A 21,241-nucleotide genomic window follows, 5' to 3' on the forward strand; every position below is an offset into this window, starting at 1 on the left:
AGCAACCGCTCCACCCGTCGCCACGGAATCCCCAGCAACCGCTCCACCCGTCGCCACGGAATCCCCAGCAACCGCTCCACCCGTCGCCACGGAATCCCCGGCAACCGCTCCACCCGTCGCCACGGAATCCCCGGCGCCCGTTCCATCCGTCGCCGCTGATCAGGCCCCCGAACCGGACGGTGTTCCGGCCGGGGCGGGGCTGCGGGTCGTCCGGTCCGGCCGGGTGGCGACGCCGCGTTCGCTCGCTGCCCTGGCGACCGAGGTGCGGGCGTTCCTCGGCGACGACCGGCCGGACGCCGTGGGCACGACCGTGGCCGGTGTCCTCGACCAGGCCACCGGGACAGTTCTGACCAGCGCCAACCTGCCCTGGCTGACCGGCACGAACCCGGCCGCCGCTCTGTCCGCGGCGCTGGGGATCCCCGCGGTGGCGGTCCACGACGGCAACGCGGCCGCAACCGCCGAGGCCGTCCTGGGCGCGGGCCGCGGCCACCACGACCTGTTCGTGCTCGCCCTGGGCACCGGCATCGCGGGCGCCCACATCGTCGGCGGCGAACTGCGCCGCGGCGCCCACGGTGCGGCCGGCGAGATCGGCCACACCGGACCGGGCACCGGCCGTCTGTGCAGTTGCGGCCGCCACGGCTGCCTGGAGTCCAGCATCGGCGGCGCTCAGCTGGCCGCCCGCTGGTCAGAGTCCCGCTCCCCCGCCGGCTCTTCCGACGGCACCCGCATCAGCAACCCGGCCGGATCTCCTCCCCCAGGCGCAACCGACTCTCCTGCCGGAAGCCCGGCCGGGTCGCCGAGCGGCGGCGCGCGGGCGGTCGTCGAGGCAGCCGAGCGTGGCGATCCGGCGGCTGTCACGCTGCTCGACGAGGCGACGACCGCGCTCAGCCACGGCCTGCTCAACGTCATCGCCCTGGTCGATCCGGGGCTGATCGTGGTCGGCGGCGGGTTGTCCGAGGCGCGCCGCTGGATCGTCGACCCGGCGGTGGCGAAGGTGTCCCGCAACGCCACCTTCCACCACGTGCCCCCGATCGTCCCCGCCGCCCTGGGTGTCTGGGCCGGGGCCTGGGGCGCCACCCTGGCCGCCCGCGACACCCTCGGGTAGGAGGATCAGGAACTTCGGAGAGCCCGCCCGCTCGCATAGCTGAGATAAATCCTCATTGCCCGTTTGGTAACTCTATGGTCGTCCGGTGCTCTCTCCGAACGGCTCTCCGGACGGCTCTCCGGCACAGTCGGCGCTGCTCTGCGTCGTCGCCGCCCTGTGGGCGGTGGGGACCGTCGTTCCGGCGCTGATCGGTGTGCTCCTGTGGCGGCATGGACGGCGTGCCATCTTCACCGGTGAGCTCGCTGCCGCGGTCGCCTTCCTGGAGAGGAGCCCGGACGACGAGTTCTCCCGGAATCCGGAGTTCGTGTGGACCGACAACAAGTGCCGTGCCACGGCCCGGATCCGTCTGGCAGCCGCGTCCGGCGTGTTCCTGGCCGACCTGGCAGCGATGACGTGGCCGGCCGGGCCCTGCGGCCGGCCCGGCGCCCGAACATCCCGACCGGGGCCGGCGGCACCTGATCCCGGGACGGAACAGCCGCGATCCCGCGGGACCGGCGACGCCCGGTCCCGGCACGGAACAGCCGCTATCCCGCGGGACCGGTCGGGTGGCCTCCGCACCGGGCCCGGGCGGACCGGCTGGGGCCACGTACTGTCGCACGGATGCGGAACCTTTCCCCGGACGAGTCGCGATCATGACGGGGCGCAGTGTCGTCGACGGCGCGTTCCGGCTGCTACGGGCGCTTCCGCAGGCCGGCGCGGAGCATCAGCTCGCCCGGCTGGCGAAACTCACCGGCCTGCCCCGGCCCACCGTGCATCGCCTGCTCGGGCAGCTTCGGGACACCGGTGCGGTGGACTGGGTGGACGGCCGGTGGACGCTCTCACCGAGTCTCCTCGGCATCACCCGGCAGATCGAGCCGGTCCCGGGGCTGCGCCGGATCGCGGCCGCGGTCATGCAGACGGTCCGCGAGCAGACCGGCGCCACCGTGTCACTGGTCGTGCCGACCGTAACACCGTCCGGCGGCCCCATGGACGGCCTGTCAGTCGGCATACCAGCAGGCGGCACCGTGGATGACCGGTCAGATCGCATACCAGCGGGCGGCACACTGGCCGACGGCCCGCTGACAGGCCGCCCGCTGACAGGCGGCCCGCCGGCAGACGTTCTACCGGCGGGCGGCGTTCTCCCGGGTGGCGCGCCGTTCATCGCCCTCGACATGATTCCCGGGCGGGAAGCGCTGCCGATCGTCGCGCAGGCGGGCGCCCCGATGCCCGCGACCACAGCCGCCGGGATCCTGCTGGACCCGACCGGCGCGCCGTCGCCGCGCCGCCGGCCGTTCGGGGCCGCCGTCGACGACCAGGACCTCTTCGCCGGGCTCACCTGCTACGCCGTCGGGGTCGCGCTGCCCGGCGGACTGCGGGCCTCGCTGCAGATCGCCCGCACCGCCGCCCATCCGGCTCAGCACGCCGGCGCGATCGTTCACCGGGCCGCCGTCGCCCTGGAGCGGGAGATCCGGACAGCGGCCGCCCTGGAATGACAGCCCCGGACGACCGCGGCCCGGGAACAACAGCCCCGGACAGTCGCGGCCCGGGAACGAGCGAACCTGACGAACGCCAGAGAACAGGAGAACCCGACGATCACCGCGCGGAACAGGTGCCCCTGACGGACGCCGCCGGGGGAACGGAGATCCTGTCCGTTCACCGGACAACCTCCGGCGCCGGACCGGACGGCTTCGCATGATCGGCGCATGACGACGCAGAGAATCGCACTCATCACCGGCGCCACACGGGGGCTGGGCCAGGGTATGGCCCGAGCGCTGACAGCGGCGGGTGTCACCGTGATCGGCACCTTCCGCGAGACCGAGCCCGGCGACGTCGCCGCTTCCCTTCGGCTCGACGTCACCCGCCCCGACACCTTTCCGGGTTTCGTCACCGAGCTCGGCGCGCTGCTCCGGGACCGGTTCGGCGCCGACCGGATCGACCATCTGGTCAACAACGCGGGTATCGGCACCTTCGCGCCCTATGCGCAGACCACCGTGGAACAGTTCGACGACCTGGTGAACACCAATCTCAAGGGGCCGTTCTTCCTGACGCAGAGTCTGCTGCCGCTGATCACCGACGGCGGCCGGGTCCTCAACGTGACGACCGCGCTGACCCGCGGTGTGGTGACCGGGATGTCCGCCTATGCCGCGACCAAGGGCGCGATCGAGGTGCTCACCCGGTATCAGGCGGTGGAGCTGGCCGACCGGTCAATCCGGGTGAACACGCTGATGGGCGGCGCGGTGGTGACCGACTTCGGGGGCGGGATGATGCGCTCCGAGCAGGTGCAGGGGCTGGCCGCGCACACCATCGCCCAGGGCCGGATCGCCACCGTGGACGACATCACCGCGGCGGTCCCGGCGATCCTCTCGGACGCCTTCGGGTGGGCGACCGGCGGCATCATCGACCTCTCCGGCGGCCAGAGCCTCTGACCCCGCGAACTCCCGCGTCGTGATCGGCCGCCGACGTCGGCGGCCGACTCCCGATCTTGGTGCGGTGGCCACCACCGGTGGTGGCCACCGCACCAAGATCGACGCGGGGTTGCCGCCCTGCGCAACGGTCGTGATGGCCGCCGCGGGGGCGTCAGATGGTGCGGGTGAGGGTGCCCCAGACGGATTTGGCGCCGGGGCCGGTATAGGACGGCTCGGCGCGGAACAGGTAGACGGCGGATCGAACGACGTCGCTGCCGGGCTGGCATTCGGGTTCGACGAAGGTGGCCTGGCCGCCCGGGGAGGACTCGCTCGCCGGCACGGTCCAGCGGTAGCCGTGCTCGTACAGTTTCACCGAGGAGCCGTCGAAGGCGGCGGTCCCGCTGTACGCGTCGGTCTCCGTGGTCTCCACCTTGACCTCGGCGAACGGCGCGACGACGACGAACCGTTCGGCCGGCACCCTGCCCTGGACGACCGTGGTGCCGTGGGTGATGTCGACCTCGCCGCGGAAGCCCTCGTTGACGCCCTGGTTGACCCAGTCGGACTGGTCGGCGCCGCAGCCGCGCAGGTCGGCCTGCGCCGGGGCGGCCGTCCCGGTCGCGATCAGGGCAGCGGCGCCGAGAACGGCAACCCCGCGCAGAACACTCCGGTGGGAGGAAGCAGCACTTCGCATGATCGTTACTCGATTCGGTAGAGAGGTGCAGAGGTGGAAAATCTCTGTCTCCGAACCGGGGGTAGCTCCGACCTTACCCACAGATTCCCAGCTCAATCCGGTGCGACACGATCGGGCAGGTGGCCGCGCGGAATGCGGGAACGGCCCCGGGCGTACCACAGAAAGGGTTGTGGAAAAACGGGAAACGCGGCCCCTTCCCAGAAGAGGCCGCGTCCCTTACCCCGGTAACTACGTCAGATCCGCGCCGATCAGCGGTGGATGTGGTCGAGGTGCAGCATCTGCTTGAGGACGCTGTCCAGCTCCGCGTCGTTGAAGATGGACTTCCAGTCCTCCTTGATGATCTTCTCGCGGCCGTAGTCCATGGCGATCAGGCAGGCGTCGGAGAACGGGTTGTCGCCGCGCAGGCCGTTGGCGAGCGCCACCTGGACGTGGCCCATGAGCATGGCGCGGGCGGCCGGCTCGGGCACGCCGACGGTGTCGACGGTCTCACGGAGGGCGTCGTTGAGCAGCGAGCCGATCATGCAGGCGACGACCTCGACCAGGGTCGGCTCGAGGTAGGCGAGCTGCTTGACGGTCACCCAGTGCACGTCGAGGACCGGCGCGTACATGAGACGGATGACCGTCTCCGCGACGGCCTGGACGGCAGCGTCGCCGGACTCGAGGGCGGCGACGACGTCCTGCGGCGCGGCGATGCCACCGAAGGTGTCCTCGAGCTCCTCCTTGGTCTTGCGCTGCAGGAACACCGACGGGTGACACGGGTGCGCCACGGCGTATTCCACGTCTTCGCGCTGGAAGAGCAGGTTGGCGTACGCGGCAGCCGGGTCCAGCGTCAGCACGACGGCGCCGGTGCGCAGCTGCGGGACGACCGCGGCGGAGACCGGGCCGAGCGCGATGTCCGGGACGGCGAGGATCACGACGTCGGCGTCCTTGACCGCGGTGTCGGTGTCGGTGACGACACGGCCGGCGTCGATGGTGCGCTGCTGGCCGGCGGGCGAGTTCTCCGCGTAGAAGACGGTGTGCTCGCTGCGCATCAGGTTGTTCGACACGCGCATGCCCATCTTGCCACCGGCACCCACTACGGCGATGGTCAGGCTCATTTCCGGCTCCTCAGGTAGTTCAGGTTGTGTTCGGTCCAGCGGTCTTCGAGCTGTTGCGTGGTCTGCGGGTCGCCCTGCCAGGGCACCCAGTGCTCGATGATCTGGTTGACGCCGCGCTCCGCCGGGCGCACGGTGTCGATCATGTGGTCGTAGTCGAGGAGGCCCTCGCCCATCGGGCAGCCGGCCAGCGTGAAGCCGACCCAGCCGTCCTTGCGGGTGAAGCTGAAGTCCTTGACGTGGATGTTCTTGACGTACGGGGCGCAGCGCTCGACGGTGTCGCGCGGGTGTTCCAGGGCGGCGACGCTGTTCGCCGGGTCCAGGCAGATGCCCAGGTTCGGCGAATTCACGGCTTCCACCGCGGCGACGACGGTCGGGGTCGGGACCTGCTCGTAGGTCTCCAGCGCGAGCGTCACACCGGCGGCTTCATAAGCCGATATTCCCGACTTAAGCGACTCAACGGCTTCGTCGAGAGTCGGCCGGTGAGTGGCGGTGTTGAACATGCTACGGACGACGAAGGCCCCCAACGCCACCGCAATGTCCAGATATTTCGTGAGATGGGCCTCAAAGATTCCCCGAGTGCCCAGCTCCAGCGTGATCCCGAGCCGATCCGCGGTCGCCTTCACCGCGGCCAGGTCCAGCGACTCGATCAGCGGGTAGTCGCAGATCTGGAACAGCGTGACCCCGTGGGCCGCGGTCCGTTCCAGCATCGTGTCCAGGCTGATCGGCTCGACCGCCGTCGGGTGCCACTGCCAGAAGAACGAGTACGTGCTCAATCCGATGGTCGAACTCATGCCGCCGCCTCCGCAACGATCGACTCCAGCGCCTGCGGGTCGTGCGCGAACCGGCCCAAAAACAGCCCGTCCACCGACGCGCCCAGCCGGGTCAGCAGCCCCGGCCCGGCACTGCCGCCGTAGATCACCGCGCTGTCCGGGTGGGCGGGCTCCTGCGCGACGACCCTGCGCAGGTGTTCGCACACCCCGGCGATGTGCTCGTCGGACGCCGGTTCGGACGCGCCGATCGCCCAGAAGGGCTCGTACGCGACGACCAGCGAACCGCCGAGCCCGTACCGGTGGCTGCCGTGCAGGGCACTGACCAGCTGACGCTGCACCTCGGCCGCGGCCTGCTCGACCGGCATCCGGTTCTTCTCGCCGAGGCAGAGCACCGGCACCAGGCCGGCCCGCAGCGCCGCCGCGGTCTTGTCGGACACCACCGTCTCGGTCTCGGCGAAGTGGGTACGCCGCTCGGCGTGTCCCACCTCGACGAACCTCCCGCCGGCCTCGCGCAGGAAGCTGCCGCTGACCTCGCCGGTCCACGGCCCGCTGTCGGCGGACGCCAGGTTCTGCCCGCCGGTGGTGATCGGCGTGCCCCGGAAGATCTCCGAGACGGCCGGCACCGCGGGGAACGACGGCAGGATGAACAACCGCACGTCCCCGCTGGTCAGGGCCGGGTGGTCGCCGAGGCGGGTGGCCACGGTCCGGCACCAGCGCAGTGTCTGGTCGTAGCCGAAGTACATCTTCAGGCTGACACCGAGGGTGCGGGTCATGCGCACTCGTACTTCTCGATGAGCGCGACCTTCCCGGCCGACGCCGACGTCTCGTCGAAGGTGTAGGTCAGCCATTCCTTGGCGAGGCGGCGGGCCAGTTCGAGGCCGATGACGCGCTGGCCGAACGTGAGGACCTGCGCGTTGTTCGACAGGATGGAACGCTCGACGGAGAAGCTGTCGTGCGCGGTGACCGCCCGGATGCCGGCGACCTTGTTGGCGGCGATGGCCACGCCCAGGCCGGTGCCGCAGACCAGCAGCGCCCGGTCGGCCTTGCCGGCGGCGACCATCTCGGCGGCGGCGATGGCCACGTTCGGGTACGCGAGGTCCGGGGTGTCCGCCACGTCGACCACGGTCTCCACCAGCGCGTTGGCGGCGAGGTCGTTCTTGAGGGCTTCCTTGTAGGCGAAGCCTGCCTCGTCGGCGCCGACGACGATACGCAACTTGCTGCTCATGGCGGGGTTCACTTTCCGGTCGGTGTGACAGGGGTGCTGAGCACGGTGTGCACGGTGCGGGCGATGAGGCTCATCGACACCGCCCCGGCGTCCGGGGTGCCCAGGCTCTTCTCCGCGTGGGGCCGGGCCCGGCCCATCCGCGGAAGCAGGTTCTTCGTGGCCTCGGCGGCGCTCTCGGCGGCATCCGCGGCGACGCCCCACGCGCCGGTCACGGACGCGCCGTCGGCGACCGCCGCGGCGTAGGACTCGTCGAGCGGGATCAGCACGTCGACCATGGTCTTGTCGCCGAGCTGGGCGCCGCCGGTGTCGCAGATGCCGTTGCGGGCGGCGCGGACCGCCAGCGCCATCGTCTCGGGCGACGGGGTCTGTTCGTCGCCGATGGTGGTGCCGATGCGGCGCAGGGCGATGCCCCACAGCGCGCCGGAGGTGCCGCCGGCCCGGTCGGACCAGGCGTCGGCGGCTTCGATCAGGACCGTTCCGGCGCCGGCCCCGGCCTCGCAGGCCTCGCGGGCGGCGTCGACGGCGGCCTTGATGCCGCGCTGCATGCCGATGCCGTGGTCGCCGTCGCCGGCCACCGCGTCGATCCGGCCGAGGTCGTCGACGTTGGCGTCGATGATGTCGCGGGCCGCTTCCAGGACCGCGACCACGCGGGTGGCGGCCTGCTGCGACGCGGCGCTGCCTTTCTGCACTTCCTTGGGGGTGTACGCGGTGACGACGGTCGCGTCGGCCGCGGTGGAGCGGACCGTCCCGCGGTGGAACGCGGGGGTGTCCGCCGGGGCGGTCCAGAGCCGTTCGAGGTCCTCGTCGAGCCAGGTCAGCGTCAGCGAGACGCCGGCCATGTCGAAGCTGGTGCAGAGTTCGCCGACCTCGGCCTGCACCGCGGTGACGCCGGCCGCGTCCAGCAGCTGCTGGACGCGGCGGTACACCACGAACAGTTCTTCCTGCTTGACCGTGCCGAGACCGTTGAGCAGGACGGCGACCCGGCCGCCGTCCACGGCCGAGACTCCTTCCGGCAGTTCGGTCAGCAGCCGCTCGACGAGCAGGGTGGCCAGTTCGTCGGCGGTCGGCAGGTCGGCCTCGGCGAACCCGGGCTCGCCGTGGATGCCCAGGCCGATCGCCATCTTGCCCTCGGGCACCGTGAACAGGGGGGTGTCGGCGCCGGGCAGTGTGCACCCGGAGAACGCGACGCCCATGCTGCGGGTGCGCTCGTTGGCCCAGGTCGCCAGCGCGGACACCGCCTCCAGGGGGAGCCCTTCGGCGGCGGCCGCGCCGGCGACCTTGAAGACGACCAGGTCACCGGCGATGCCCCGGCGCTTGTGCCGTTCGGTGTCGGGGGCGCTGAAGATGTCGTCGGTGACGCGGATCGTCTCCACCCGCAGTCCTTCACCGCGCAGACGTTCCTGGGCGGCGTCGAAGTTGAGGCAGTCACCGGCGTAGTTGCCGTAGGCCAGCAGCACGCCACCGCCGTGGTCGGCGGCCTTGCTGACGGCCGTGATCTGCTGCGTGCTCGGCGAGGCGAACACGTTGCCGATCACGGCGCCGCTGGCCAGCCCCTGGCCCACCATGCCGGCGAACGCCGGGTAGTGGCCGGACCCGCCGCCCACGACCACGGCCACGGTGCCTGCCGGGGTGGCCGTGCTGCGGACCACGCCACCGGGTGTGTGCCGCACCCAGCGGCCGTTGGCGGCCACGAAGCCTTCGGTCATCTCGTCGGCGAACGCGGCGGGATCGTTGAACAAACGGGTCATGTGTACGGGTCCTTCCAGGGGGAGGTGGCTCAGTGCCCGGCCGGCACGGGGGCTTGCTCGTCGGCGGCGACCCGCTGCTGACGGCTCAGGACCACCATCAGCACCGAGCTGAGGAGCATGAATCCGCCGACGACGAAGAACGCCACCTTGTAGTCGCCGTTGTTGAGGTCGGCCAGCCAGCCCGTGATGTACGGGGCGGCGAACCCGGCGAGGTTGCCCATCGTGTTGATCAGGGCGATGCCGGCCGCGGCTGCGGCGCCGGCGAGGAACTGCGTGGGTACGGTCCAGAAGTTCGGCAGCGCCGCGAAGATGGAACACGCGGTGACCGCCAGGATCGCCACCGTGAGCGTCGGCGAACCGGCGAACAGGGCGAGGGGGATGCTGACCGCGCCGACCAGGGCCGGGATCGCGATGTGGCCGGGCTTCACGCCGTGCTTGGTGGCGTGCTTGGTGGCCAGGTAGAGCGCGATCGCCGCCGGGATGTACGGGATGGCGGTGATCAGGCCCTTCTCCAGCAGGCCGAACGTGACGCCGTACTGCTCCTGGAAGTCCGCGATGATCGTCGGCAGGAAGAAGGCCAGCGTGTACAGGCCGTAGATGAAGCCGAAGTAGATGAAGCTCAGCGTCCACACCCGGCCGCTGCTGAACGCGGCCTTCAGACCGGCCAGACCGTGGCCGCCCTTCTCGTCGTCGGCACCCTTGGCCTTGGCCTCGGTGGCCAGTTCCTTGGTCAGCCACTCCTGCTCGGCAGGCGTGAGCCACTTGGCCTGCTTGGGCGAGTCGGCCAGGTAGAACCAGGCGATGACGCCGACGACGATGGCCGGCAGACCGACGCCGAGGAACATGAAGCGCCAGCCGTCGAGGCCGAAGAAGAGGCCGTCGTGGGTCATCAGCCAGCCGGCGAGCGGGGCGCCGATGACGCTGGTCAGCGGCTGGGCGATGTAGAACAGGCCGAGCACCCGGCTGCGGTAGCGGGCGGGCACCCACAGGCTGAGGAACAGGATCGCGCCGGGGAAGAAGCCGGCCTCGGTGACACCGAGCAGGAAGCGCAGCCAGGACAGCTGGGTGAACGAGTCCACCCAGGTGAAGAGCACGGCGACGATGCCCCAGGTGACCATGATGCGGGCCAGCCAGCGGCGGGCCCCGAACTTATGGAGTGCGAGGTTGCTCGGAACCTCGAGAAGGATGTAGCCGATGAAGAAGACACCCGAGGCGAAACCGTACTGAGCTGCCGTGAGGGCCAGGTCGTCGTTCATGCCATTGGGTGCTGCAAACCCGATCGCGGTGCGGTCGAGGTAGTTGATGAAGAACATGAGTGCCACGAACGGCACCAAACGGACGGCGACCTTGCGGATCGCCGATTTCTCGACTGGTGATGGCGCCGACGAGGCGATCGACGTGCTGGTCAAGAGGAACTCCTCACATGAGTGACTCCTGGTGGAACGAAGCGGTAACGCCATCGTCATGATCCGCACGGCACCTGTCAACCGGTTGACCAATTTTTTGGTTAACCGGTTGCTATGCTGTGCGGCATGGCGACCCCTTCGGCCTCAGACGCCGAGCTGAGCGCCGCCCTCGGCGGCACGATCAAAAGCCCCACCGCGATGGCCGAGGTGACCCGGCGCCTGCTCGACTACATGCGCAGCGGCGCCGTCGCGAGCGGCGACCGGCTCCCCGCCGAGCGTCAGCTCGCCAACCTGATGGGCGTCGGCCGCTCCGCCGTCCGCGAAGCCCTCGCCGCCCTGGAGATCCTCGGCATCGTCGAGGTCCGCCCCGGCTCCGGCACCTACCTGCGCGGCAGCACCTCCGAACTGCTCCCCCAGACACTGAGCTGGGGCATCCTGCTGCACGCCGACAAGACCCGCGAACTCATCGAGGTCCGCCACGGCCTCGAGACCCAGGCCGCCCGCCTCGCAGCCGCCCAGGCCACCGACGCCTCCCTCGCCCGCCTCACCGAACACCTCGAGACGATGGAGGACAGCCTCGGCGACTTCCACCACTTCGTCACCGCAGACATGCTCTTCCACCAGGAACTCGCCGTCATCGCCGGCAACGAACTACTCCAGGGCATCCTGCAGAGCGTCCGGTCCCTCATCCGGGTCTGGGTCGAACGCGCCCTCAACGACGGCGACCACGCCAAGATCACCATCGCCGAGCACCGCGCCATCCTCGACGGACTCCGCGCCCGCGACCCGGAAGCCGCCGCAGCCGCCATGAGCAGGCACATGGACAGCGCCGGCAGCCGCCTCAAACCTTCCCTGCCTTCCACAGTGCACGAAAGCTGATCTTCTTTCGTCTATCCGCATGTAACGACTTCATGCGGAAGGCGAGCAATGCGAAGGAAATCGACAGGACTGGCGCTCTCAGCCGCGCTGGTCCTCAGCGGATTGACGGCCGGCTCCCCCGCCACCGCCACCACCGGCACCCCCGACGGCGAGACCGGCACCACCGTCACCCTGATCACCGGCGACCGCGTCGTACTCAGCGGCGACGCCGTCAGCGTCCACCCCGGACCCGGCCGCGACGGCATCCCGATGGCCACCAGCACCAGCGGCGGCCGCACCCGGGTCGTCCCCGCCGACGCGCTGCCCCTGCTGCGCGCCGACAGACTCGACCCCCGGCTCTTCGACGTCACCGGACTCATCGAAGCCGGATACGACGACCAGCGCACCGAACTCCCCCTGATCACCAGCGGGACCATCACCGCCACCGGCGACGGCCGCCGCAAACTCCGCAGCCTGGGCGCCACCGCCGTGCGTACCCCCAAAAAAGACCTCGCCAAGCTCTGGAAGAACCGGACCGCCACCGGCAAGGTCTGGCTCGACGCCAAGGGCGAATACACCGCCGCCGACGGCGCCCAGCAGATCGGCGCCACCATCGCCTGGCAACAGGGCCTCGACGGCGCGGGCGTCACCGTCGGCGTCGTCGACTCCGGCGTCGACGTCACCCACCCCGACCTCGCCCCGGTCGTCACCGCCCAGGCCGACTTCAGCACCGGCACCGCCGTCACCGGCGACATCCACGACAACGTCGGCCACGGCACCGCCGTCGCCTCCATCCTGGCCGGCACCGGCGCCGCCTCGGACGGCCGCTACCGCGGCGTCGCCCCCGGCGTCGACCTGGTCTCCGCCAAGATCGGCGACTGGGACGTCACCGAATCGTCGGTCATCGCCGCCATGGAATGGACCGCCGGCACCCAGCACGCCACGATCGTCAACATGAGCCTCGGCTTCCCCAACAGCCCCGGCACCGACCCCCTCGAAGCCGCCGTCGAAGAGATGACCGGAAAATACGGCACCCTCTTCGTCGTCGCCTCCGGCAACGACGGCATCAACGGCAACGACCCCGCCAACGGCGACGACTACGACATCGGCTCCCCCGGCGACGCGCCCTCCGCCCTCACCGTCGGCGCCGTCGACTACCAGGACCGCCTCGCCGACTTCTCCAGCCGCGGCCCCGGCCTCGACGGCGAATCGATCAAACCGGAGATCACCGCCCCCGGCGTCGACATCGTCCACGCCCTGAGCAGCGACGCCGGCGAAGGCCCCTACGAAACCGGATACGGCACCTCGTTCGCCTCCCCGCACGTCGCCGGCGCCGCCGCCATCCTCGCCCAGAAACACCCCGACTGGACACCCGCCCAGCTCAAATCCGCCCTGATGGGCAGCGCCCGGCCCACCGACGGCCTCGGCGTCTACGCCCAAGGCGCCGGCCGCGCCGACATCGCCCGCGCCCTCACCACCACCCTGCTGGCCGACCCGCCCGCCCTCAACCTCACCAACGACACCGGCGCCGAAGCCGTCACCTACCGCAACCACGGCACCACCCCGCTGACCGTCACCCTCACGGTGACCGCACCCTTCACGGTCAGCACCCCCACCCTGACCGTCCCGGCCGGCGGCACCGCGTCCGCCACGGTCACCGCACCCGCCACCCTCAACGCCGGCGCCCACTCCGGGCGACTAACCGCCACCACCGGCACCCAGACCACCACCACCCCCGTCGGCGTCGTCCGCAAAGCCCCGACCGTCGACCTCGACCTGCACGTCCTCGGCCACGACGGACAACCCACCGACGACCACTACACCCAGGTCATCGGCCTCGACACGCCCTACCTGTACGACTCGCTCGCCCACTACCCGTGGACCGCGGACGTCAGCCTCACCGTCCCCCGCGGCCGGTACGCGATCATCACCTCCTACTTCTGGGAGACCGAGAACGGCGAATGGACCAGCGCCGTCGTCGCCCAGCCCAACGTGCAGGCCGGCACCGCCACCGACATCACCGTCGACACCCGCACCGCCCAGCCGGTCACCCTCACCGTCCCCGACACCACCGCCCAGCGTGAAGCCGGCGCCGTCGACATCGCCGTCCACGGCCCCCACGGCTGGTACACCTACGGCGCCAACACGTACGGCGGCGCCCTGCGCAGCGCCCAACTCGGCCCCGACGGCAACGCCACCGAACTCGTGACGGTCACCCGCGCCGCCCTCACCGCCGACGACGGCGTCTACAACGTGGCCCGCGCCTTCCCCGGCACCGTCCCGACCGGCCTCACCCAGACCGTCACCGCCGCCACCCTCGCCACCGAGACCGGCGCGATGAACCGGCAGGCCACCGACAGCTCCGACTACATGCTCGCGTCCGTGCAGGTCGCCGGATACCCCGCCGACCTCGCCGCACTCAGCACCACCTCGGCCGGCACCCGCCGCTGGAGCACCGCCGACGGCGTCAGCTGGACCAACCGCATGTACGAATGGCGCGAGGACGGCGCCTACGAGGTCATCACCACCACCGGACCGTCCCGCCGCTACCAGCCCGGCAAGACGTACACCGCCACCTTCAACACCCCCGTCATCGCGCCCTGCGTCCCCGGCACCCCCGGCAGCTGGACCGGCGACAACCTGCGCCTGACCATCGCGATGGCCTGCGACGGCGCCGGCAACCCCGGCACCCTCGTCTCCGGCGCCCGGACCGGCGGCACCACCCTGTACGCCGACGGCAAGCAGGTCGCCACCTCCGACCTGCCCGGCACGGCGAACTTCCGCGTCCCCGCGGCCACCGGCGACTACCGCCTCACCGTGCGGGACAGCCGCCCGGCCGCATTCCCGACGTCGACCAGCACCACGGTCGACTGGACGTTCACCAAGCCGGCCGCGGTGGCCACCCTCGGCACCGTCCGGATCAGCCCCGCCGGCGCCGGCATCGCCATGACGGCGCCGGCCGGCACCAAGGCCGTGACGCTCCAGGTCTCCTACGACGACGGCGCCACCTGGCGCACCAGCGTGGCCCGTCTGCACGCCGACGGCACCTGGCGCGCCGGCGTGACCCGGACCGGGTACGCGTCGCTGCGCGTGACCGCCAAGGGCGCGGCCTCCACAGTCACCGAGACGATCGTTCGGGCGCTTCCGCCCGTACAGTAGACAAAGGTTTGTCCTGGCCCCGGGTGTTCTGCCCGGGGCCTTCCGCTGTCAGCCGACCCGTGAGTCGCAGGCGTCGCAGAGCGTCAACTCGATTCACCCAGGCCAGGCCCTCAGTGAGCCGGTCAACTCACGCTTCGTCATCCTAGGAGGCTAGGTGCTTGACCGTATCGGTGATTGCCCCACAGCCGCCGCGTCACTGCGCCTGGAGGGGCGGGGCCGTTCCCCATCGGGACGGCCCCGCGCGGTCAGGAGCGGTAGACGGCGATCTCGGTCATCGTCGGGGTGTACTGCTCGGTCGGGAGCTGGCCGGTCAGCGCGACCCGCAGCTTGGACGTGGTCACCGTGCCGAAGCCGGTGACGGTCTTGTCGTGGCCGATGCCGCCGGTCACCGACGCGAAGGTCTCCCAGGCGGTGCCGGTCCAGCGCTGCAGCTGGAACGTCGACACCCGCGGGTTGGTGCCGGAGTCGGTGTATTCGTCCAGGTAGACCTGGTCGAAGGTGGCCGCCGAGCCGAAGTCGACGTCCAGCGTGATCGGGTAGGTGGCGTCGTCGGCTGCCGCCCAGCGGGTGGTGAGATCGCCGTCGGTCAGGTTGACCGCGCCGAGCGTGCCACCGCCGCCGGGGTGGGTGGAGCTGGCGGTGACCGGTTTGCCGAGGGCCAGGTCGACCCGGTTGTCGACCTCGTCCTCGATCGGGTCGGTGTCGACCGGGTTCGGGTTGAGGACGCCTGCGCGGGATTCGACGGTGCCGACGTCCGGGGCGGCACCGTAGTAGATCTGCGTGCCGAGGATGTCGGCCGTCCCGAGGTGCGCGTTGTAGCGTCCCGCGTCGATCAGCGGCGAGTCGTCACGCAGCGCGTAGCGTTGGGCCGCCGCGCGTACCCCCTTGATCGCCGGGGCGGTGGGGTCACCCACGAAGCGCGGATCGGCCGCCAGTTGACCGGCCGGTTCCTGGGTGGAGTGCACGCCACCGGTCTCGTGGACCGCGTTGTTGGCGAACACGGCCTGCCGCAGCGCGCCGGTCCGCCGGTACCACGGCGTGGGAGTGGCCGACGTGTTGTAGAAGATGTTGTTGAGGAAGTAGACGCGGCTCAGGAACGTCTCGTCGTGCACATAGTCCATCTTCGCCCCGTCGTACACGAACGTGTTGTTGGCGAAGTACGTCGGCGAGTAGTTCGTCGACAGCATGTTCTTCACCAGTACGCCGTTGTCGTTGACGCTCAGGTTGTACCGGGCCACCGAGTTGGAACTGTTGCCCATGTAGGCCATCCAGCCGGCCGCGTTGTCGTGTGAGTAGTTGTACTGGTAGGTCACGTTGAAATTGGTGTACTCCAGGTCCCAGGGGGTGCCGTCGTATTCGTTGGCGGGCCCGCCGTACACCTCGTTGAACTGCATCACCGAGTCGGCGCCGGCCCACAGGTACAGTCCGCAGGACACCGCGTCGTACCGTTCGAGGAACCCGTTGACCTCGTTGTATTCGACGGTCGCCCGGAGCAGGTTGGCCAACTGGACGGCGCCCTGCCCGACGCTCTCGGAATAGTTGTGCCCGACGTAGACGTCCCGGGAGTACAGGTCACGGGTCCGCACCCACAGCTGTTCCCAGCCCTCGTGGAACTTGCCGGCCTCGTCGTACTGCCCGGCCGCGGTACCGGAGGCGTCGAACCAGTTGAAGGCCATCTGGACCGCGTGCAGTTCCACATTGACGAATGTGTTGTTCTCGACGCGGACGTCCTTGAAGTAGTAGCCGCCGGTGGCGTACTCCTTGAACGATTTGGCGCCGAAGACCTGGAAGTCGACCGCCCCGTAGTGGATCTTCTGCCAGGTGCTGGGCCCGTCGAGGTTGTGCACATAGACGTCGTTGATCCGGAAGTTGTCCATGATCGTGTCGGCGCCGGCCGGGAACAGGTCGGCGTTGATCGAGATCATGATGCCGTCACGGACGTACGAGCCGGTGGTGATGTTCGTGGCGAAGTCGTCGTCGTTGGAGAGCTCGACGTTGTTGATCGCGAAGTACTGCTGGTTGCGCAGGACGATCGCGCCGGTCAGCCCGACGGTGTCCGGGTTCTTGGTGCCGTCCGCCTTGAACGGCGACGGCACACGGCCGTTCGTCGCGATGTACGGCCGCTTGGACGACGAACCGTAGGCCGAGATCGTGATCGGCTTGCCCGCCGCGCCCGACCCCTTCGGCCACAACTGCTCGTTCTGCCAGGTCTGCCCGGCCTTGAGCAGAATCCGGTCGCCGGGGGCGAAGGTGACGGTGTTGGCCCTGGCCAGGGTCTTCCACGCGGAAGCCGGTGACGTCCCGGCCGCCGTGTCCCGCCCGCCCGAGGCGTCCAGGTAGTAGTCCTTACCCACGGTATTGGCGGTATTGCCCGGCCACGAGGGGCCGAGAGCAGCAGCCGCCGCCGGTGACCCCGGCACCAGCGGCACCGCGACGATCGCCGCGAGCAGCGCGATCAGCGTTCTTCTCATGCGCGTCCATCCTCTGCGTTGATGGCATCGACCGCCGCGGTGTCGACCCGTAGATCGCCCCCGTCCACCCGGCGCTGAAGGAACCGCTCGAACTTCTCCTCCACGAGGGACTGCCGGATCCGGCTCGCGTAGGCGGTCAGCGCCGCCTGCTCGTCCACCTGCCGGCCGGTGAGCTCGTAGAAGGTCAGCTGGCCGGTGCCGGCGACCGGGGCGGAGATCTGCCCCGGTGCGAGCGTGCCGAGCACCGCCATGACTTCCTGGTCGTGCGGGTTGACCCCGGTGGTCGCGCGCCCGTCGTAGGTCGCGCTGCTCAGCCGCGCCCCGGCCAGCCCAGCGGCGGCCTGCTTCAGCGTCGGCGCCGCGGCCACCCGGGAGGTCAGGCTCGCTGCCGCGGCCTGGTCCTTCACCGGCACGACCATGATGGTGTACGCGTAAACGCTGGCGTTCTGACTCCACGCGTCCCGGTCGGCCGCGAACGCCGCGCGTACCTCCTCGTCGGTGACCCCGAGTGGATCCCCGGCCGCCGCGCTGAGTCTGTTCTCCAGGGCCGTGGTCAGCTCGGTGATCCGGTGTGTGTAGTACTCCTCCGGCTCGAACGCGGTGACCCCGTGCACCACCTGCCCGGCTTTCACCGCGGCGGCCCGCTCCGCGTTCTCGTCCTCGAGGTCGGCCATCAGGTCCGCGTGGTCGACGGACCGGATCAGTCCCTGCTCCTGGGCCAGGATCAGCAGCGTCTTGTCCCGTTTGATCGTGGCGAGCGCCCGGTCGGACAGTGGTTCGGTGCCGGTGGTGGTGCGTTCCAGCCGGTCCATCTGGAAGACCAGTTCGTCCCGGGTGACCGGGTGCCCGTCCAGGGAGGCCACCTCGGACGGGCGGTTGAGCATGAGCACGCCGCCGGTGATCGCGGCGAGGACCGCCGCCGCACCGGCGACCACGGCGACGCGTTTCATGACCGGATCGCCTCCAGCCGGATCAGCAGTGGTTCTCCCCGGGTTGCGCCGACGTCCACCCGGATCGCGTCCACCTCGACCGGCGGGAACCGCAGGATCCGCTGGTAACCGACCGACCGCACGGTGCCGAGGGCTGTCCATTCCCCGGCGCGGCGGCCGAGAACGGTCAGCTCCTCGATCCGCTGTCCTCGGCTGATGTCCTCCCCCAGCACGACCGCCTCGACGACGTGCACCTCGTCGAGGTCCAGGAGCAGGTCATCGCGATGCCCGGAGATCACGCGCCCCCGGAGGTCACTGATCAGATCGCCCAGGGCGGCGAGTACCGCCACGTCGGTGTGGTGCAGCCGGCCGGACGGGGCCGGCGGCACGTTGAGCAGGAACGTCGAGTTGCCGCCCACCGACTTCAGGTAGATCTCGAAGAGGTCCTCGGCGCTGCGAACCGACCCGTCCTCGGCCGGGTGGTAGAACCAGCCGGGCCGGATCGACGTGTTGACCTCTGCCGGGTACCACACCAGGTCGTCCTCGCACCCGGCGATCGCGTCCCGGCTGCCGAGGTCGACGTCGTCGCTGCGGATGAGACGGGAGAACTCGCCGTCGTCCACCTTCTGCGACTTCGCGGCGATCCGTTCGACGTTGCGCAACGCGCGCGGGACCACACTCCACTCGTCGGGGCGGGTCTCGCCGGCCTCGTTGCCGCACCACCGCACGTCCGGACCGCAGACGCTGATCACGGCGTCCGGTTGCAGTTCACGGACGAGGGCGTAGTAGCGCTCCCAGTCGTACTCCTGGGTCTTGCCGTTGGGTCCCTCGCCGTTCGCTCCGTCGAGCCAGACGGTGAAGACCGGCCCGTAGCCGGTGAGCAGCTCGGTGAGCTGGGCGATGTAGACGTCGTCGTAGCCCTTGCCGGTGCCGTAGGACGGGTGGTTGCGGTCCCAGGGCGACAGGTAGACGCCGAACCGCAGGCCGTGCCGGCGGGCCGCCTCGGCGACGAGCCCGACGACGTCGGCGCCGAACGGCGAGGACGCCACGGAGTAGCCGGTCGTCGCGGTCGGCCAGAGGCAGAAGCCGTCGTGATGCTTCGCTGTGATGATCACCCCGGTCATCCCGGCGCTCTTCAGTGCGGTGACCCACTGGTCGGCGTCCACGGTCCGCGGGTCGAAGCGGCTGACCGGGTCGTCGCCCAGCCCCCATTCCCGGCCGGTCATGGTGTTCATGCCGAAGTGCAGGAAACCGTAGAACTCCATGGCCTGCCAGGCGAGTTGCCGGGCGCTGGGCCGCACGTGGAGAAGCTTGTTCACCGGTACCTCCGGTTGTAGGACGCGAGCACGGCGAGCAACCCGGTCAGGGCGGCCAGCATGACGGCGAGGCCGGTCCAGCCCACCTCGTCGCGGAAGACGATCACCAGGGTGAGACAGAGCGCGACGACGACGGTCCGTGCCGCGATGATCAGGTATGACATGTCAGCCCTTCACCCCGCCGGCGGCCATGCCCTCGATCAGGCGGCGCTGGATGAGCGCGTAGACGATCAGGACGGGGACGATCACGATGACCATGCCGGCGTAGAGGCGGCCGTAGTCGGCGGCGGCCTTCTGCGCGGTCATCAGGTTGAGCAGCCCCACCTGCAGGGTCTTGCCGTCACCCGGCAGCAGGGTCAGCGCGATGATGAAGTCGTTCCAGTACGCGAGGAAGTTGAAGAGGATCACCGTGGTCACCGCCGGGCGGGCCATCGGCAGCATCACCTTCGTCATCACCCGGAACCGGGAGGCACCGTCCAGCGACGCCGCCTCCTCGTAGTCCTTCGGGATCGTCCGGAAGTACGCGGTCAGCAGGTAGATCGTGAACGGGATCGAGGTGGCCGCGTAGACCAGCGACAGCACGCCCGGGTTGTCGATGAAGAACCCGTCGGGCAGGACGCCGACCAGTGCCCGGTCCCAGTCGACCAGCATCAGGAAGATCGGTACGACGATGTAGTTCACGTTGATGAACAGCCCGGCCATCAGCAGCGTCTCGACGACGGCCTTGCCGCGGAACTCGTAGCGGGCGACGACGTACGCCGCGGGCACCGCGACGGCCAGCACCAGGAGCAGGCCGAACAGGGTGACGACCACCGAGGTGAGGAAGTACCGCCCCATCCGGGCGGTGACGAACGCGTCGACGTAGTTCCGCAGGTGCAGCCCCTCGGGCAGTGCCCACGGGCTGCCGTAGAACTCGCCCTTGGTCTTCAGCGAGGCGAACAGCACCCAGGCGACGGGCACCGCGATGAGCAGCGCCATCACGCCGACCAGGGCGTAGGTCAGGCCCCGGCCCAGTTTGATTGACATGTCAGCGCCTTTCAGAACTGGAGTGGTTCACGCCGGGTCGCGCGGCTGACCAGCAGCGACACCAGGAACGAGAACGCGAAGATGACGACGCCGATCGCCATGCCGTAGCCGTACGACGAGTTGGTGTAGGCCTGCTTGTACATGTAGCTGAGCAGCACCTCGCTGGAGCCGTCCGGTCCGCCGCCGGTCATGGCGCGGACCAGCACGAAGCTCAGGTTGACCGCGCTCATCACGAAGAAGGTCAGGGTGGTGCGCAGGTTCTGCCAGATCAGCGGCATGGTGATGTCGAAGAACTGGCGGGACGCGGAGGCACCGTCGAGAGAGGACGCCTCGTACAGCTCCTCGGGGATGCTCGCCATGCTCGACATGTAGAGGACCATGTAGTAGCCCAGCGACTGCCAGACCATCGCGATCGCCACCGACCAGAGCACGACCTTCTGGTCGCCGAGCCAGACCACCTGCAGACCGTCCAGCGACATCGCCCGCAGCGTGCCGTTGATCAGGCCGTTCTCCTGGTCGTAGAGGGCGGAGAAGATGGCCGCGATGACGACGACGGAGAGCACGTTGGGGATGTAGAGCACGAACCGGTAGACGTTGCGGCCACGCAGGTTCTGCCGGGTCATGATCGCCGCGAGGAACAGGCCGGCGCCCATGGTCACGATGGTGACCACCACCAGCAGCGCGATCGTGTTCTGGAAGGCCCGGATGAACTGCGGGTCGTCGAAGAGCTTGGTGAAGTTGTCCAGGCCGACGAATCGCATGTTCGGGGAGAAGCCGCTCCAGGTGAAGAGCGACATCCGGAACACGTTCACGGTCGGCCAGATCATGAACAGTGCGAACAGCACCAGGGCCGGGACCAGGCAGAGCGCGACGAAGAGGCCGTCTCCCGGCTTCCGCTTCGGACGTTTTTCAGGGGTACGCCCCGCGGACGGCGCCGTTGCGGGCGCTGCCGGGGGTGGGGAAAGGGTCGTCACCGTGCCGGGTCCTCGGATCGCTGGAGGGTGCGGGAAGTGGGCCGGCGGCGGTCCCCGGGGGGCCGGGACCGCCGCCGGTCCG

18 protein-coding genes are annotated in these 21,241 nt (G+C 70.0%); 5 read left to right on the top strand and 13 right to left on the bottom strand.

The genetic code is table 11. The annotated features are described in order from the left end of the window. Nucleotides 1–223: 223 nt before the first annotated feature. The 3 genes from WH85_RS29375 to WH85_RS29385 all read left to right on the top strand — a co-directional run bounded on the left by WH85_RS29375 (nucleotide 224) and on the right by WH85_RS29385 (nucleotide 3,510). Entirely contained in the window at nucleotides 224–1,105 is an 882-nt protein-coding gene (locus WH85_RS29375) for an ROK family protein (protein WP_052720882.1), read from the top strand. Between the two features lie 632 nt (nucleotides 1,106–1,737). Beyond that, nucleotides 1,738–2,577, top strand: coding sequence for a helix-turn-helix domain-containing protein (locus tag WH85_RS47500; protein WP_052720883.1), 840 nt, complete (start codon nucleotides 1,738–1,740; stop codon nucleotides 2,575–2,577). Between the two features lie 210 nt (nucleotides 2,578–2,787). Beyond that, nucleotides 2,788–3,510, top strand: coding sequence for an SDR family NAD(P)-dependent oxidoreductase (locus WH85_RS29385; protein ID WP_045745279.1), 723 nt, complete (start codon nucleotides 2,788–2,790; stop codon nucleotides 3,508–3,510). A gap of 151 nt (nucleotides 3,511–3,661) precedes the next feature. Here WH85_RS29385 and WH85_RS29390 read toward each other — a convergent pair whose 3' ends face one another. The 7 genes from WH85_RS29390 to WH85_RS29420 form a co-directional block, all read right to left on the bottom strand. Then, nucleotides 3,662–4,180 carry a hypothetical protein gene (locus tag WH85_RS29390; RefSeq protein WP_045745280.1) on the bottom strand — a complete coding sequence of 173 codons (519 nt, stop codon included), beginning with the start codon at nucleotides 4,178–4,180 and terminating at the stop codon, nucleotides 3,662–3,664. A gap of 248 nt (nucleotides 4,181–4,428) precedes the next feature. Further along, nucleotides 4,429–5,277, bottom strand: coding sequence for a phosphogluconate dehydrogenase C-terminal domain-containing protein (locus tag WH85_RS29395; RefSeq protein ID WP_045745281.1), 849 nt, complete (start codon nucleotides 5,275–5,277; stop codon nucleotides 4,429–4,431). Continuing rightward, nucleotides 5,274–6,068: a TIM barrel protein gene (locus WH85_RS29400; protein WP_045745282.1), complete on the bottom strand. Its 795-nt coding sequence runs from the start codon at nucleotides 6,066–6,068 to the stop codon at nucleotides 5,274–5,276. The genes WH85_RS29395 and WH85_RS29400 overlap by 4 nt, the downstream gene beginning before the upstream one ends. Next, on the bottom strand, nucleotides 6,065–6,820 hold the full coding sequence (locus WH85_RS29405) for a triose-phosphate isomerase family protein (RefSeq protein WP_045745283.1): 756 nt from the start codon (nucleotides 6,818–6,820) through the stop codon (nucleotides 6,065–6,067). The genes WH85_RS29400 and WH85_RS29405 overlap by 4 nt, the downstream gene beginning before the upstream one ends. Then, nucleotides 6,817–7,272 (bottom strand): ribose-5-phosphate isomerase, encoded by a 456-nt coding sequence (locus WH85_RS29410; protein WP_045745284.1) that lies wholly within the window; start codon nucleotides 7,270–7,272, stop codon nucleotides 6,817–6,819. The genes WH85_RS29405 and WH85_RS29410 overlap by 4 nt, the downstream gene beginning before the upstream one ends. An 8-nt stretch (nucleotides 7,273–7,280) precedes the next feature. Then, the gene (locus WH85_RS29415; RefSeq protein WP_045745285.1) at nucleotides 7,281–9,020 is read right to left on the bottom strand and encodes a dihydroxyacetone kinase family protein; all 1,740 of its coding nucleotides are present in this window, start codon (nucleotides 9,018–9,020) and stop codon (nucleotides 7,281–7,283) included. Nucleotides 9,021–9,049: 29 nt separating this feature from the next. Then, entirely contained in the window at nucleotides 9,050–10,429 is a 1,380-nt protein-coding gene (locus WH85_RS29420; protein ID WP_245674142.1) for an MFS transporter, read from the bottom strand. A gap of 123 nt (nucleotides 10,430–10,552) precedes the next feature. Between WH85_RS29420 and WH85_RS29425 the strand changes: the two genes are divergently transcribed. Then, entirely contained in the window at nucleotides 10,553–11,305 is a 753-nt protein-coding gene (locus WH85_RS29425) for a FadR/GntR family transcriptional regulator (RefSeq protein WP_045745329.1), read from the top strand. 48 nt (nucleotides 11,306–11,353) lie between these two features. Continuing rightward, nucleotides 11,354–14,443: a S8 family serine peptidase gene (locus WH85_RS53830; RefSeq protein WP_157411279.1), complete on the top strand. Its 3,090-nt coding sequence runs from the start codon at nucleotides 11,354–11,356 to the stop codon at nucleotides 14,441–14,443. Nucleotides 14,444–14,688: 245 nt separating this feature from the next. Here the strand turns inward: WH85_RS53830 and WH85_RS29435 are convergent, their stop codons facing one another. The 6 genes from WH85_RS29435 to WH85_RS29455 are packed head-to-tail and all read right to left on the bottom strand — an operon-like array spanning nucleotide 14,689 to nucleotide 21,159. Continuing rightward, the gene (locus WH85_RS29435; protein WP_052720885.1) at nucleotides 14,689–16,914 is read right to left on the bottom strand and encodes a discoidin domain-containing protein; all 2,226 of its coding nucleotides are present in this window, start codon (nucleotides 16,912–16,914) and stop codon (nucleotides 14,689–14,691) included. After that, a complete protein-coding gene (locus tag WH85_RS29440; protein ID WP_045745286.1) occupies nucleotides 16,911–17,864 on the bottom strand; it encodes a peptidyl-prolyl cis-trans isomerase in 954 nt (317 codons plus the stop codon). Before WH85_RS29440 ends, WH85_RS29435 begins: the two co-directional genes overlap by 4 nt. Then, entirely contained in the window at nucleotides 17,861–19,162 is a 1,302-nt protein-coding gene (locus WH85_RS29445; RefSeq protein WP_045745287.1) for an alpha-L-fucosidase, read from the bottom strand. The genes WH85_RS29440 and WH85_RS29445 overlap by 4 nt, the downstream gene beginning before the upstream one ends. Beyond that, nucleotides 19,159–19,323, bottom strand: a complete 165-nt coding sequence (locus tag WH85_RS50795; protein WP_157411280.1) for a DUF6903 family protein — start codon at nucleotides 19,321–19,323, stop codon at nucleotides 19,159–19,161. The genes WH85_RS29445 and WH85_RS50795 overlap by 4 nt, the downstream gene beginning before the upstream one ends. 1 nt (nucleotide 19,324) lies before the next feature. Next, nucleotides 19,325–20,185 carry a carbohydrate ABC transporter permease gene (locus WH85_RS29450; RefSeq protein ID WP_045745288.1) on the bottom strand — a complete coding sequence of 287 codons (861 nt, stop codon included), beginning with the start codon at nucleotides 20,183–20,185 and terminating at the stop codon, nucleotides 19,325–19,327. Nucleotides 20,186–20,196: 11 nt separating this feature from the next. Then, the gene (locus tag WH85_RS29455) at nucleotides 20,197–21,159 is read right to left on the bottom strand and encodes a carbohydrate ABC transporter permease (RefSeq protein ID WP_245674143.1); all 963 of its coding nucleotides are present in this window, start codon (nucleotides 21,157–21,159) and stop codon (nucleotides 20,197–20,199) included. Nucleotides 21,160–21,241 lie beyond the last annotated feature (82 nt).

The organism is Actinoplanes rectilineatus, from assembly GCF_000962825.1.
Lineage (GTDB): Bacteria > Actinomycetota > Actinomycetes > Mycobacteriales > Micromonosporaceae > Actinoplanes > Actinoplanes rectilineatus.